The sequence below is a fragment of the Shewanella algidipiscicola genome (assembly GCF_900380485.1).
GTDB lineage: Bacteria > Pseudomonadota > Gammaproteobacteria > Enterobacterales > Shewanellaceae > Shewanella > Shewanella algidipiscicola.
Genome location: NZ_OXJV01000001.1, coordinates 756,120 through 771,316 on the forward strand (window position 1 = coordinate 756,120; position 15,197 = coordinate 771,316).

14 protein-coding genes are annotated in these 15,197 nt (G+C 47.4%); 7 read left to right on the forward strand and 7 right to left on the reverse strand.

What is annotated here, in order from left to right; genetic code table 11:
- Nucleotides 1-94: 94 nt before the first annotated feature.
- Nucleotides 95-640 carry an aldolase/citrate lyase/malate synthase family protein gene (locus tag DN599_RS03375; RefSeq protein ID WP_110456222.1) on the reverse strand — a complete coding sequence of 182 codons (546 nt, stop codon included), beginning with the start codon at nt 638-640 and terminating at the stop codon, nt 95-97.
- Nucleotides 641-827: 187 nt separating this feature from the next.
- On the opposite strand from DN599_RS03375, the gene DN599_RS03380 reads away from it, so the two are divergent.
- Nucleotides 828-2,360 carry a DUF3612 domain-containing protein gene (locus DN599_RS03380; protein ID WP_110456223.1) on the forward strand — a complete coding sequence of 511 codons (1,533 nt, stop codon included), beginning with the start codon at nt 828-830 and terminating at the stop codon, nt 2,358-2,360.
- 97 nt (nt 2,361-2,457) lie between these two features.
- On the opposite strand, the gene gndA is transcribed toward DN599_RS03380, so the two are convergent.
- Both gndA and DN599_RS03390 read right to left on the reverse strand, forming a co-directional pair.
- Entirely contained in the window at nt 2,458-3,999 is a 1,542-nt protein-coding gene (gene gndA, locus DN599_RS03385; protein WP_110456224.1) for an NADP-dependent phosphogluconate dehydrogenase, read from the reverse strand.
- Nucleotides 4,000-4,232: 233 nt separating this feature from the next.
- Complete coding sequence (locus DN599_RS03390) at nt 4,233-4,673, reverse strand: MarR family winged helix-turn-helix transcriptional regulator (protein WP_204165099.1); 441 nt, start codon at nt 4,671-4,673, stop codon at nt 4,233-4,235.
- Between the two features lie 308 nt (nt 4,674-4,981).
- Between DN599_RS03390 and DN599_RS03395 the strand changes: the two genes are divergently transcribed.
- Complete coding sequence (locus DN599_RS03395) at nt 4,982-5,980, forward strand: NADP-dependent oxidoreductase (RefSeq protein ID WP_110456225.1); 999 nt, start codon at nt 4,982-4,984, stop codon at nt 5,978-5,980.
- A gap of 133 nt (nt 5,981-6,113) precedes the next feature.
- Here the strand turns inward: DN599_RS03395 and DN599_RS03400 are convergent, their stop codons facing one another.
- Nucleotides 6,114-6,305, reverse strand: a complete 192-nt coding sequence (locus tag DN599_RS03400; RefSeq protein WP_110456778.1) for a DUF3185 family protein — start codon at nt 6,303-6,305, stop codon at nt 6,114-6,116.
- A 78-nt stretch (nt 6,306-6,383) separates the two neighbouring features.
- Nucleotides 6,384-6,836 carry an acyltransferase gene (locus DN599_RS03405; RefSeq protein WP_110456226.1) on the reverse strand — a complete coding sequence of 151 codons (453 nt, stop codon included), beginning with the start codon at nt 6,834-6,836 and terminating at the stop codon, nt 6,384-6,386.
- Between the two features lie 281 nt (nt 6,837-7,117).
- Between DN599_RS03405 and DN599_RS03410 the strand changes: the two genes are divergently transcribed.
- From DN599_RS03410 to DN599_RS03420, 3 genes are read left to right on the forward strand one after another with little or no spacing between them, the layout of a single operon-like run.
- Nucleotides 7,118-7,810, forward strand: a complete 693-nt coding sequence (locus tag DN599_RS03410; RefSeq protein WP_110456227.1) for a response regulator transcription factor — start codon at nt 7,118-7,120, stop codon at nt 7,808-7,810.
- Nucleotides 7,794-8,216, forward strand: a complete 423-nt coding sequence (locus DN599_RS03415) for a hypothetical protein (RefSeq protein ID WP_110456228.1) — start codon at nt 7,794-7,796, stop codon at nt 8,214-8,216. Before DN599_RS03410 ends, DN599_RS03415 begins: the two co-directional genes overlap by 17 nt.
- 5 nt (nt 8,217-8,221) lie before the next feature.
- The gene (locus DN599_RS03420; RefSeq protein ID WP_110456229.1) at nt 8,222-9,070 is read left to right on the forward strand and encodes a sensor histidine kinase; all 849 of its coding nucleotides are present in this window, start codon (nt 8,222-8,224) and stop codon (nt 9,068-9,070) included.
- On the opposite strand, the gene DN599_RS03425 is transcribed toward DN599_RS03420, so the two are convergent.
- Nucleotides 9,028-10,767: a phosphoethanolamine transferase gene (locus DN599_RS03425; protein ID WP_110456230.1), complete on the reverse strand. Its 1,740-nt coding sequence runs from the start codon at nt 10,765-10,767 to the stop codon at nt 9,028-9,030. The two genes, DN599_RS03420 and DN599_RS03425, sit on opposite strands and share 43 nt — an antisense overlap.
- 530 nt (nt 10,768-11,297) lie before the next feature.
- Nucleotides 11,298-13,202: a propionyl-CoA synthetase gene (locus DN599_RS03430; RefSeq protein ID WP_110456231.1), complete on the reverse strand. Its 1,905-nt coding sequence runs from the start codon at nt 13,200-13,202 to the stop codon at nt 11,298-11,300.
- 285 nt (nt 13,203-13,487) lie between these two features.
- Between DN599_RS03430 and DN599_RS03435 the strand changes: the two genes are divergently transcribed.
- Entirely contained in the window at nt 13,488-13,883 is a 396-nt protein-coding gene (locus tag DN599_RS03435; protein ID WP_110456232.1) for a MerR family transcriptional regulator, read from the forward strand.
- 90 nt (nt 13,884-13,973) lie between these two features.
- Nucleotides 13,974-15,143 carry an isovaleryl-CoA dehydrogenase gene (locus DN599_RS03440; protein ID WP_110456233.1) on the forward strand — a complete coding sequence of 390 codons (1,170 nt, stop codon included), beginning with the start codon at nt 13,974-13,976 and terminating at the stop codon, nt 15,141-15,143.
- Nucleotides 15,144-15,197: the final 54 nt, after the last annotated feature.

Below are 15,197 nucleotides of genomic sequence, written 5' to 3' on the forward strand. Positions count from 1 at the left end.
CAAGTCATAACACATTATTAAGGCCAGTGGGTCACTGGCCTTAATAATATTATTGGGGAGATAAATTTAGCGATAACCCGAAACTTATCACTCTTTACACCTCGTATTCGGTACCATCTTTTGAAGTGAATTGCTTATTGCAACTTCCCGCCTGTCCGCTAACTAGACTCGTCCAACTGCGCTGTGATGGCGCCTGTTGACTGTTAACTATGGTCATTAATGTCGCTTCAACTTGCACATCGTCAATCCCTGCTAAGTCATTACAGCCATACTCACCACGACGATTGATCGACACTTCAACGTGAAAGCCATTGTTTTTCAGTACTAATGACGTCGGCTCACATTTATGCCCTGTTAACGCGACAAACTGTCTAGGTTCTGCCAACCCACTTTGGCTACCGTCGGCAAAGAATGCCAATAACTGCTTATAATAAATCACATAACTGCATACATCCTGATGCGACCCATTACTCAACGGAAAGTGTTGATCCAGCACTTGCTTGGCATAGGCTGTCGCTTCACAGTCGCTGTGTTGCTCTAAGGCGGTGTTTGCGTTTGCATGTGTCATAGGCATTACCTGCTTGATGAAGTTGTAAATACTGTGGTCGATAAGATTAGATTGCTGTGTGTGAATATTCATAGCTTCATCCTCGTCTATAATTTGGCACGTTTATCACGTTTGGGGCATCTCAAAGCTGACTGACTAATGGGTATCGACTTTGCCGAAATACACTGCAATTACACTTTTCTCGATTGCTTGATTTGTAGTCTAGTCTTTTTTTCTTTACAATTTCACAATAGAAATTTCACAATGTGAATTTTACAAAATGAAAAACAACACAAGCTTAATGAGAAAGTCACATTTTTTAGGGACCAAAATCCGGAACCTCAGAAAACGTAACAACCTTACCATGGAAGATTTGTCCGCCCGCTGTATCCGTGTGGATGCCGATTCGGCACCCTCGGTCTCCTATCTGTCGATGATAGAACGAGGCAAACGTGTGCCTAGCGCCGGCATGTTAGCTGTGATAGCGGCGGTGTTTCAAAAAGAGGTCGACTGGTTTCTTGACGATGCGCCCGAGCAACAAGCCATCACCCCAGTAAAAGGTTCTCGCGGCGGCATAAGTGGCATGGCGTTAGAGCCAAGCTTTTTGTTTTCCAATGAAATTTTACAAATCGCCATCCCTGAGATGTTGTCACAAACCGGCATCAGCGGCCGCCAATTTGCCCACTTGTTAATTCGCGCTCATCAGGAACATCACCAAAATCATTTTCCCGATCTTGAACGCGCCGCTGAAGAAGTGGGCTTAAAACGCATGCCGCTCAGCCTAGATGATCTGCTGGAAATTGTCGCCAAGTTGGGATTAACAGTAAAATGGTTTACCCGCGCGCCTAAACAAATCCGCCTTGAAGCGGGCGCTAGCGATCAGCACATCATCACCTCTTATTTTGAAATGCCCAATAAGCTGTGCCTCAACAAATTACTCAACAATCACACTAATCGACTCAAATACGATTTAGCCGTCCACATAGGCCATTGTGTTTTACACAACAAAGATGGCTTAAAAAGCATTATGGTCGCGGGTCGAAGCCACGGCACTAGCCTAAGTGAAGACAGCTTTAGCGCGCCGCAATCTTCCACCGTCGATGCGCAAGATATTTTGCATGCTTGGCGTGATTTTGAGTCAAGTTTTTTTGCTGGCGCCCTGCTTTGCCCCAAAGTACCTTTTAGGCAACTGCTCGACAGACACGGTTATGAAATTGATGTGGCTAAACGTGTTGGAGTGTCGGCTTCGGTGGCGATGCGCCGCATGACGGCCGTGTCACCTTATAGCCATTGGCACTATTTTGATGCCTACTCACCAGGAAAACTCAAAGCCGTCTATCGAGGCAATGGCATTCCGCTGCCTTGGGGCAATATGCGCCAAGTTGAAGATCCCTGCCAGCACTGGGCGGTATTTAGAATGATCAATGCCACTTCGACGGGGTCTTCGGCACAGATCTCGATTTTAGATGTGGCTCAAGAGCCAAAAATTTACTGCTGTGAATCCATTAGGGTGAACGATCTGGCTGGCACACCCCATGTGCTATGCGCCGGTATTGACCTCAACCCCGCCATCGAAGCTCAGGGCGGCGATGCACAAGCTATCGCCCATGAGCTGAAACAGGTCTGTGTTGATAACGGCGGCTCAGCTCACCTGCCCACCAGCATTAAAACAGATATTAAACGCGTGGCGAGAATACTCAATATCAATTGGATTGAGCGCGGCATAGACAACGAAGCCAGATTGATCTGCTCGCGGGGCTCAACCTGCCCACGTAAACCCAGCTGTTACGCCAGCGGCACTTGCGGCGGATAGATAATCGTATCAGCGCTATCACAACGGCAAAGGCCACAGGGGAACCCGTGGCCTTTTGCTTATCCATATCTCAACGGTTAGATGTCATAACTATTGGCTATAACTTCACTAACGTACGTGGCTTGTGGCTCCAATTGAGGTGATATTTTTCCCCTGCTGGAGTATCAACTCGCTCAAAACTATGGGCACCGAAGAAGTCACGTTGACCTTGTAATAGGTTAGCAGGCAAGGTGTCGCAGCGATAACTGTCATAATATGCCAATGCCGAGCCGATACAAGGTACAGGCACCCCGCTTAATACGGCTTGGGCCACTGCGCTGCGCCAATCGAGCTGCTTGGTTGACAATGCTGTACTAAAGCTCTCAGCCATCAACAAGTTGCTCAGTTCCATCCCTTGTGTTTGCGCGGCTTGATAAGCCTCAGTGATCGACTGTAAAAACTTGGCACGAATAATACAGCCAGCGCGCCATATCTTAGCAATTTCGGCAAAGTCCAATTGCCAACCTCTCTCGGTAGCCATCATCGCCATCAGCTGAAACCCTTGGGCATAGCAAGCAATCTTGGCGCAATATAAGGCGTTTTCTAACTGTTCGATAAACGTCGTCCGCTCACTGCCGGTAAGCGCCGCCTTGCTTGGCCCCGCTAGACACTGGCTTAATTGTTGACGCTGTGTTTTTTGAGTGCTCATTGCGCGGGCATAAACGGCCTCAGCAATAGTTGGCGCCGGAGTACCTATCTGTAAACTGCTTACCGCGGTCCACAAGCCAGTGCCCTTTTGTCCCGCTTTATCGAGGATCATCTCCACTAAAGGCTTGTCTGTTAAAGGATCGACTTGAGCCAGCACCTCGGCACTTATCTCCATTAAATAACTATTGAGGCTGCCTTGGTTCCAACGCGAAAAGACCGCACTCACTTCTATGGCACTCATGCCACAGGTATCTGACAGCAACTGATAAGCTTCACAGATCAGCTGCATATCGGCATATTCGATACCGTTATGTACCATTTTGACATAATGCCCTGCGCCAGCAGGGCCGATATAGGTGGTACAGGGCTCGCCCTCTGTCACCGGGTTACCTGGCTCTTGTCGCTCTATCGGTAAGCCGGTTGTCGCATCCACTTTAGCGGCTATCGCTTGCCAAATGGGTTTAATATGCTCCCAGGCATTGATATCACCACTAGGCATAAGTGATGGACCAAAACGTGCGCCCATTTCACCACCCGACACAGCGCAGCTAAAAAAGATAAATTGACTCGCATAATGGGCTTCACGGGCGACGGTATCGGTCCATAGGCTGTTACCTGTATCAATGACAATATCATCGGCTTCAATGCCCGCATCAATCAGGGCACCGCAGACGCCATCGACAGGCTCCCCGGCAGGTACCGATAACACCACAATACGGGGTTTAGTGAGATTGGATAACATTTCAGAAAGATTATTACAGCCTTTAATACGCTGAGGCTGGCCGGCTAAGCGCTCTTGTTGTTCTTGTGCCAGTAAGCCATTAACTTTGTCATTATCTAGATCGAACGCAGCCACACGATAGTGGTTGTCGGCAATATTAAGTGCGAGGTTTTTTCCCATCACACCTAGGCCTATCACGCCAATATCGAGTAGTTTTGAATGATTTTGCATTACATGTGTCCCCAGCTATGAATGATGCCTGTAGATGATTGTGTTTACGGAATTTCAATCACATCTCTGGCCAAAAGAGATAAACACTAACAAGCCGATTAATCATTTTTAAACAAGCAGCAAGTTGATAACAATTATACAAAAATGGCTAACTAAATGACTAGGTAATATCCAATATCACTGGTCACTGAGTAAAACAGTGTATTTCAATAAACCGCAAATTTTAGTGTCATTTACTGATTAAGCTCCGCGGTCAATGTGAGGCACAGATCGCGCATTTCATCGAGCTTGGCACCTGAAATGCTCACCTTATCTAATAATTGCTGGGTTAACGTCAAGGCATCTTGTTTTAACGCCGCGCCCGCTAATGTCACATTAATCACTTTTTTACGTTCGTCACGACTGTCAATCGTTCGCGCCACCAATCCCTTACCTTCCAGACGCTTAACTATGGGGGTCAAGGTGCCTAAATCGAGGCGTGTCGATTGAGAAAGATCCGTCAAACTGGCGCCATCGTGTAACCACAATGCCTGCATTACTAGGTATTGAGGATAAGTTAAATCACACTGTTCTAACAGTGGGCGGTAGGCACGCACTAGGGCGTTAGCGGCAGTATAGAGGGCAAAACAGACATTATCTGACAATGCAGGTTTCACTGTTGAGGTCGTTGCCATCCCAGTGTTTTCAGCGGCGTTAGAGGATAGGTTATCTGATGTGCTCGTCACTATGTTGCTGCCCTTAGATTCGTTGTTCACGGTAGAAAGTAATCATAAAATAATGTGTAAAAATAAAAATACAACAATTTGATTTAAAAAGAAAATGTCAAAACCCGATAGCTTGATACCTCAAAAGAGCTGACGTTACGTTGATTTACCGTCAGCCGCCGGCATTTAGTTTGCGCGCAAAGTATTTGCATTATTCAGACTTTGAGAGTAGAGTTTACCACAATTAGTTAGCGCACAAAGCAAAATGAGGTTTTTTCATGCAAGCACAACATATTTTACTCCAATCTCGCCCAGAAGGGATGCCAACGGCAGACAACTTCGCCTTAACTCAAGTCACTCTACCTGAGTTACAGCAAGGTCAGTTTTTAGTCAAAAACCTATGGATGTCAGTTGACCCATACATGCGTGGCCGCATGATTGACAGAGAAAGTTATATCGCACCATTCGCCTTAGGCGAAGTGCTTGAGGGTGGTGCCATCGGCGAAGTAATAGCATCCAAGCACGCCGACTTCCCCGTTGGCAGCAAAGTAAGCAGCATGAATGGTTGGCGCACACATTATGTGACCGACGGTAGCGACCACACTATTTTACCTACAACCCCTTTGTGTGAGTCTCACTTTCTTGGCGTGTTAGGCATGCCAGGCATGACGGCATGGACAGGTTTAAACCGTATCGCCGAGCTCAAAGCAGGTGAAACCCTATTTGTATCGGCCGCTTCTGGCGCTGTGGGTAGTGTGGCTTGTCAACTGGGGTTGTTAATGGGAGCCAAAGTGATCGCCTCGGTCGGCTCTGACGAAAAAGCAGCGAGCCTCAAAGCCATGGGCGTGGAGCAGGTGATCAATTATAAAACCACCACAGACTTAAGCGCCGCACTGCGCACGGCAGCGCCCCAAGGTATCGATGTGTATTTTGAAAATGTCGGTGGTGATCACTTAGTCGCCGCACTGGATAATATGAACGAGTTTGGCCGTATCGCCGTGTGTGGCATGATCGCCGATTACAATGATACTACGCCGTCGCCTGGCCCAAGTAACATTAGTAATATCATTGTAAAAAAACTAAAAATTCAAGGTTTTATTGTAATGGATCACTGGGAACATTATCCAGAGTTTACCCAACAGATGAGCCAGTGGTTGGCTAATGGCCAAGTGAAAGCCGAGCAAACTATCTATGAAGGTATCGAGCAAGCCCCTGCGGCATTTATCGGTCTGTTTGAAGGTAAAAACCGCGGTAAGATGGTGGTTAAACTCGCTTAAACGCCTTAATAAAAAGTCGTAAACTAAACAGCCGACTCGTTAAGAGTCGGCTTTTTTGAGTTTTGGTTATCAGACAACAAAGCCTAAAAAAAACAGGGCCTTAAACAGGCGTTAACCTACCAGCTGTCAAGATTTATTTTACCTTTAATAATCCGATAAAGACGCATAACCCGCCGCCCACCATACCGGCCCACGCTTCTAGTGGGGTATCGCCGCTGAACGCTCGGCTGATCTGCGAGCTTGCCGAATCATAAATGTTATAACCCCACACTGCCAACGCGACGCCAACAAGAATAAGCGCTATACCAATGACTTTATTGACCATCATGAGTCTGTATCCTTTATTTTTAACCATTCGATAATTGGCAACAACACATAAGAACTGACTCGCGTGTAAAGACAGTTAACTCAACGCAATGTGTTGACCCCAACGGACAAGCAGTAGACTGCCGCCAACAAATACCATGTTAAAACAAGCCCTAACCACCCAGTGGTAACTAGCGAATGACAATTTAAACCGCTTAGACACTATCACCATAATCCCCATCAATGTAAACCATGGGGTAAAAAAGAAAATCAACTGCCACGTGACCAACATAACGGCTATATCGTGCAGTCCACCACTGACGCTAAATGTCACAACCGTAGCCAACCCTTTAGGAAAAACTTGGCTTAAGGGCTTCATCACGTGTAGGGATAAGTAATAACCCCATATCGGATTCCAATAATGCCAAAAGAGATGAAAGCCACCAGCCCCTAATGAACGTTGCAACATATTGCGCATCGAACCTGACGCGCCAAGTGGTAACCCGTTGCGCTTTTTGACATACGCAGATAAAGATATCAATTTATGCATACAGATAACACTCTCTCCCACCGCCCTTATCTCATTGTACCAACGCGCAGGAACCACGCCACAGTATTAAGCACAAAATCACTTGCTCTCATTTCTACCAAGCAGTTGACATAATGGAGTAACTTTATAGACTCATTACCACTTAGGCTGCAATCACCTCATCGTTACCATTTTACGGTTGCCAGTCAACAATGGGCATTGCACTATAAGCGGCGACGTTATCCAAACCCGATATCCCTAACACTGTCACGGCTCGCTCTGCCACTCACTGAGAAGTAGATATGCGGATACTTGTAGTAGAAGACAATCCCGATATTTTAGTCAATATAGTGGATTACTTGACACTGAAACACTGTGTGGTTGATGCATTTTATAATGGCACCGCCGCGCTTAATCAGATAAGAGAGCAAGAATACGATCTACTGGTACTGGATTTATCCTTGCCAGGGCTAGATGGCTTAACCTTATGTCAGCAATTACGCGCAGAACAAAACATGTTACCCATAGTGATGCTCACCGCCCGTGACACACTCGACGACAAACTGCACGGTTTTGATGCCGGAGCCGATGATTATTTGGTTAAACCCTTTGCCTTACCCGAATTATGGTCGCGTATTCAGGCAGTGCTAAAACGCAGCCAAAAACAACAGGTGCGTCAGCTTCAAGTCGACGAATTGACACTGGATCTCGACCGGCTTCAGGCGAGTCGAAATGGTCACATCTTCAAGCTAAACCCTAAATGCTTAAAACTACTAGAAATATTAATGCGTCACTCGCCACATGTCGTCAGTCGCGATACCTTAACTGATCAGCTATGGGCCGATGACCCACCTGACTCAGATACCCTAAAATCGCATATTTATTTACTGCGTAATCAAATTGATAAATCTTTTGCTTACCCATTACTGCATACCGTACATGGTCAAGGTTATTGCTTAGCCGCCAAGGAGCATACCGATGCGGCTAACCATTAAATCTCGGTTGCAACTGGCACTTAATTTGGTAATAGTCTCGATGAGTACGTTAGCAGCAGCCGGTATGCTATTGCTGGTATCCTGGTTTGAAGACACACTATTTTATAACCATTTACAGAGCGACCTCACCGATCTCATTAGTCATCATCAGGGCATTACGGAGCCACTGGTGTTACCTATGACCGATACGGTTTACTACAAACTCCCCAAAAACGATCAAAGCCTATTACCCGAAGCCTTTCGTGATTATCCCCAAGGCGCACATGAAATACTGCTCCCCAATAAGGCCTATAACTTATTCGTACACAATGAGTCAGGCTGGAAACACGTGTTAGTACAAGATCAAAGTGAATTTGAACGTTATGAGCTGCTGGTGTTTATTGGAGTCAGCTTAGGCGCTTACTGATATGGATGCTCGGCTTTGGTTTATCTCGACATTTAAGCCGACAGATCTTGCAGCCAATATCGCAACTGGCAAGTGAAGTGGCCAGTCTGCCGCAACAAACGGACAATCGACTCGAACGACATTACCCCAATGATGAAACCGGCCAACTGGCACGCAGTTTCGATCATTATGTATTGCAAGTGAACGAGCTCTTACTGCGAGAGCAGCAATTTGCCGCCAACGCCAGCCATGAATTACGCACGCCTATGATGGTGATCCGAGGCGCACTAGATATGCTGGGTGAAAGTGAAGTCCCCCCCGCCATAGCCCGCCAATTACAACGTGTAGACGGGGCGCTTGGGCAAATGCAACAGCAGACTGAGCTCTTTTTACAGTTATCGCGTACGCCAGATTCACTGTCGGGTAATAACGAGCTCAGCCCATTAGCCGAACTAGCAGCCGCCCAATTAGCTCATTGGCAGCCATTGGCCGATAACCAAGGCTTGCAGTTAACTTTAGAGGTGGTCGAACAAACCCCGCCTCAACCCGCAAACATGATGGTTGCCGTGTTAAATAACCTATTGCGTAATGCCATACAACACACAGCTAGCGGCGGCATTACTGTCACCATCACAGCACATTACCTGCGTGTATCTGATACTGGCAGCGGTATGAGCGACGAGCTACAAATCAAGGCGCGAGAACGCGGTGTTAATGTGGCCAACCCCGCAGGCTATGGCTTTGGGTTGGCAATAATAGAGCGGATTTGTGAACATCAAGGCTGGCGACTCATCTTATCATCTCCACAACACAGCGGCACCCAAGCCACCATCTACTTTGCCGCTAACGAGATTGACGATAAGGCTTTATCCTGACGACAAACATTAAAAATATCCAGCTGGGGTCGATAAACCTGGGTCGATACATCCAGTAAACCCAACATGGAGTCAAACAGATTGTCATGAGAATATCCCTCTTGCTGAGCCAGCCTAGTTAAACAGTTTTCATCTAGCTGTTTATCGGCGGTAAAGGTGTCTGAAAACCAGGTCAACATAGGGACATGGGTTTGTTCTGTGGTCGCCAGCGCATAGGGCATGCCATGCAAGTACATGCCCGACTCCCCGAGCGACTCACCATGATCAGACACATACAGTAAGCCAGTATCCAAATCTTCATGTTGACGTAATTGCTCAATTACCTGAGCAATAATGTAATCAGAATAATACAAGGTATTGTCATAGGTATTATTTAATTGCCGTGCGTCGCAGTTTTGAATGTCACTGCGCTGACAATCGGGTTGAAAATGCGCAAATGCTTGAGGATAACGTTTGTAGTAAGTGGGACCATGGCTGCCCACCATATGCAGCACTATCACGCTCTGCTGGGCATCGAGCTTGTTGAGCTGCTCCTGCAACCCTTCTAATAACACCTGATCCTGACAATAGTCGCCATCACACACGGGATTATTTGCATCAGGTTTAAACTCTACCGTCTGAATACGAGCGCAAACCCCTTTACAGCCGCCGTCATTTTCCAACCACACAGTATTGATCCCCGCCCTGTGGATGATATCCATTAAGTTATCTTGGTTGTCGGCGTCGCTACCTGAAAATTCCTGCCGAGATTGCCGCGAGAACATACAAGGCACCGAAATGGCCGTCGCCGTACCACAGGAAGAGACATCCTGAAAATAGGTGATACCTAAGGGCTTAGTAAATGCATTGGTGTCACGCTCATAACCACCATGTTGAAAATTAGCCGCACGCGCCGTCTCACCGACCATCAACACCATGACCTGTTTACGACTCGACGAAGACTTAGCGGTTAATGTGGCGTCTTCACCTAGCATTTGATACGGCTTAGGAAGGGTAAAATAGGTTGATTTAAGATAACCATAAAGGCTATGGCTAAAATGAGTGGGAATGATCATCTTATTAAGGTAATGGTTATTGCGGCCCACAGAGGCATAGTCTTTATAGTAAAGAGCTGCAATCGCCAAAATCACCAACAAAGAGATCGCAATAGAGACCAACTTCATCGCCAACTCACGCCAAATGGTGCTGCGCCGAATCGGCAATTTCACAATTAGCACCGCAGGTAACAACCCGGTAAACACAAACCATAATAACGCGCTGAGCGTGAAATAAGATTTAGCTTCACCTGAGTGAGTTTGCATCACATTGACCAGCATGTCGCGATCGACAATGGTGCCGTAGTTATACATGGCATAACTCAGTAGCGACGAGATGATGATCAGAGGGACCAACAACCATTTTTCACACCGAAACACAGTCAACAGGCTAAAAATCCCATTAAAGGCAGCAATAAAAAACAGCGGAATGCTTAACACAAACCCTAGGTTAACGTCACTCAACCCTTCTAGTATGCCAAAGAGCTTGACCAACAAGGCCACATTGAGCACCCAAAAAAAATAACACGACACTAATAAGATAAGCCGCGCAGGCGTCAGCGCAATAGCTCCGCCATTAGGGCTGTCTACTGCACCCGGTTTTTCGTTCGCATTTGAGAACTTGTTAACACTCGCAAGCAGAGGTTTAGTCAATAAGGCCATAGCTGGCTTCCATACTGAGAGACAATAATCAGCATGTTATGCTTACGAAAGTAAAAAAAAGGTCAAATGACGAAGTTAATTTAGCCGTTAACAAGACTTTATTAGCGGCAATGCACTGACAGTTGCCCCCCGAGCGAGTGTTCTTTTTCACGGCGAAGACAGGCTGAATAAAGTACAGTGATTGGCTACTGCGATAACATGCTGTGGTGGCAGCGGTAACTAGCCCAAGTGATTAATCACTGTCACTGTGGCTCTATTGTGAGCAGTAATTGAGAGTGGTATGCCGAGATAAAGGGCAGCGGCAGCTTCAATTAGGTGTAAGCCCTAACGATTTTCATCACACTTGGCTTTTGTCACTCACTGTAATGTAGGCAAACTCACATCGCCTACACCTAAGGCATTGCGTTTGAGATGACATATAAGTCGTGAGCAGCTTAGTAATGAGTAATGAGTAATGCTGAAATAATAGCAGTATGACTTAACATGAAAAGGGCCAAAAGGCCCTTTTCATACAAGATTAATCACCCGCCTTACACATGGGCATCGGCATAGCCCATGCGGGTTAATACATTACGCACTAGCTCTAATGTATAAGGATCTTCAATGGTCGCTGGCATATTAAAGGTCTGATTATCGGCAATTTTACGCATAGTACCGCGTAAAATTTTCCCCGAGCGTGTCTTAGGTAATTTAGGCACGGCACTGACTAACCTAAACGCGGCCACAGGGCCAATCTGCTCGCGCACAAGGGCTGTCAGTTCTTTATGCAGCCGCTCATCACTTAAGGTGCAGCCTTTTTTAAGCACCACCAACCCCAGCGGCACCTGCCCTTTGAGCTTATCATCAACACCTATCACCGCCGCTTCTGCCACGGCTTCATGTTGACAGAGCACCTCCTCAAAACGCCCGGTCGATAAACGGTGGCCGGCAACATTAATGATGTCGTCGATACGACTCATAATATACAAGTATCCCTCTTCATCCATGTAGCCCGCATCACCAGTGAGATAGAAACCTGGGTACATAGACAAGTAACTTTCTTTATATCGCGCCTCATTTTGCCATAGTGTCGCCAAGGTGCCGGGGGGCAGTGGCAGCTTTATCACCACATTGCCCGTTTGATTAGCCGCAACGCACTCGCCCATCTCATCAACCACTTGCACATCATATCCTGGCACCGCTAATGCAGGGGAGCCCGCCTTAACCGGCACTGGCGCTGTGCCCATCATGTTGGCGGCTACTGGCCAACCCGTTTCAGTTTGCCACCAATGATCGATAATAGGTTTGTTTAGCTTCTGCTCTGCCCAATGTAAAGTGTCGGGGTCGCAGCGCTCACCCGCTAAAAACACGGTTTGTAAACAACTTAAATCAACATCTTTTATGAAGTCGCCATCAGGATCATCGCGCTTAATGGCTCGAATAGCGGTCGGCGCAGTAAAGAAACTCTTCACCTGATATTGAGCAATAGTACGCCAGAAAATACCGGGATCGGGCGTCCCCACAGGCTTACCTTCAAATAGTAGCGTTGTCGCCCCCACCAGCAACGGACCATAAACGATGAAGGAGTGCCCTACCACCCAGCCCACATCCGATGCGGCCCAAAACACATCACCGCCATTAATGTCGTAGATATTTTTCATCGACCAAGCGAGTGCCACGGCATGACCACCATTATCACGCACCACTCCTTTGGGTTGACCTGTGGTACCAGAGGTATAAAGCACATATAAGGGATCGGTCGCTGCCACTGGCTGACAACCGACATAAGGCGCATCGACCATAGCGGCTTGCCAATCCACATCACGGCCGTCAACTAGATCCGCATGTAACTGATGCCGATTGAGGATAAGGCATTGCTCCACGTGATGAGTCGCTTGGCCTAGGGCATCATCGAGTAAGGGTTTATATGCCACCACGCCCGAAGGTTCGATACCACAAGATGCCGATAGGATCATCTTCGGCTTAGCATCATTAATACGCGTCGCCAGCTCATTGGCCGCAAAACCACCAAATACCACCGAGTGAATGGCGCCTAATCGCGCACAAGCCAACATGGCATAAGCCGTTTCGGGGATCATCGGCATATAGATGATCACTCTATCGCCTTTACTCACCCCTTGGCTTGCCATGTACCCCGCCAGACGGCTCACCTGAGCTTGCAGTTCAGCGTAAGTAATCCCATATGCGGTATCGGTTATCGGACTGACATATTGAATCGCCACTTGCTCGCCACGTCCCGCTTCCACATGGCGATCGACGGCGTTGTAACAGGTATTGATCTCACCACCGCTAAACCAGCGATACATTGGTGCTTGTCTATCATCGAGCACCTTGTCGAAGGGTTTATCCCAGTCAAGTGCGGCAGCGGCATCCGCCCAAAATACGTCTGGCTGCTCTATAGATTGTTGGTGTAATTGGTTATGTAACGCCTTCATTTGCCTCTCCCCGATGACATGGGCTATCACCGATATCGGTTGCCGCTCACTCTGTTTTGCCCCGTGATACCACGAGGACCAGTTAATAGCATTATGAGACACGGCGCACCTTTGCCCATTAGACCTTTGCATAATGGCCACCAAGCTAACACACTAAGACGTTGTTAATAAAGACTTTTTTATTATGTGCATAAGTGATGGCGACAATTTGCCGCCTAAAATCTTTACCTTTACGTAAACTTCATATATCGTTCTAACAAATGTTAATTGTTATGGTATTTTTTGATGAGCGACAAACACACCAGTCAGACGACTTATTCCATTAGCGAGCTGTCAAAAGAGTTCGATATTACCACCCGTAGTATCCGCTTTTATGAAGATCAAGGGTTGCTAAAGCCTAAGCGCCGTGGGCAAACCCGTATCTATGGCCTCAAAGATAGAGTGCGTCTAAAACTGATTTTACGCGGTAAGCGCCTCGGCTTTTCTCTAGCCGAAACCCGCCGTTTATTCGAGCTTTATGACGCCGACAAAAATAGCAGCACCCAGCTACACACCATGCTCGATCTCGTCGAAGAGAAAAAGTCAGCACTGCAGCAGCAGATGGACGACATCAAGGTGGTATTGATGGAGCTCAATTCTGCCGAGCAGCAATGCCGCGCAGCACTAGAGCAGCAACAATAACCTCGGACAGCTAAACCATAGATAATTAACTCAAACCATTAATTTTTAATACTAAAATAATTATAAAAATCAGACCTGTAGGATATAACAATGACTCAACTCTACTCCTCTCTCAATTTTGGTCTCGGTGAAGATGTCGATATGCTGCGTGATGCAGTACACAGTTTCGCCGCCAATGAAATCGCCCCTATCGCCGCTAAGGTCGATGCGGAAAATGCCTTCCCTAATGAGCTCTGGCCCGTACTCGGTGACATGGGGTTGTTAGGCGTCACTGTGCCTGAAGAGTACGGTGGCGCCAACATGGGCTACCTTGCTCATGTGGTAGCGATGGAAGAAATTTCGCGTGCATCGGCGTCTATTGGCCTGAGCTACGGCGCGCATTCTAACTTGTGCGTTAACCAAATTAATCGCAACGGTAACGCCGAGCAAAAGGCTAAATACCTGCCTAAACTGGTGAGCGGCGAGCATATTGGCGCCTTAGCCATGAGTGAGCCCAATGCGGGCTCCGATGTGGTGTCAATGAAACTGCATGCACGCAAAGAGGGTGACCGTTATATCCTCAATGGCAACAAGATGTGGATCACTAATGGACCCGACGCCCACACTTACGTGATTTACGCTAAAACAGACCTAGATAAAGGCCCCCACGGGATCACCGCATTTATCGTCGAGCGCGGTTCCAAAGGCTTTAGCCAGGCACAGAAGCTCGACAAACTGGGTATGCGCGGCTCAAACACCTGTGAATTGGTATTTGAAGATTGTGAAGTCCCAGAAGAGAACATCTTAGGCGGCCTCAACAACGGCGTAAAAGTGCTGATGAGCGGCCTAGATTACGAACGCGTTGTCCTGTCTGGCGGCCCACTAGGGATCATGACGGCCTGTATGGATATTGTGGTGCCCTACATCCACGAGCGTGAGCAGTTTGGTCAATCTATCGGTCAGTTCCAGTTGGTTCAGGGCAAATTAGCCGACATGTATACGGGCATGAACGCGGCAAAATCTTATATCTATAACGTTGCTAAATCTTGCGACCGTGGTGAAACCACCCGCAAAGATGCCGCAGGCGCGATCCTCTACTCTGCTGAGCTCGCCACCAAAATGGCGCTCGATGCCATTCAACTACTCGGCGGCAACGGTTACGTCAACGAATATGCCACAGGTCGCTTACTGCGTGATGCCAAGCTATATGAGATTGGCGCGGGCACCTCGGAAATTCGCCGCATGCTGATTGGCCGAGAACTGTTTAACGAATCTAAATAGTCAATCGCTTATCGATGGCCGAGCCACTTCTCGGCCTTTGATGAGGGCCAACGC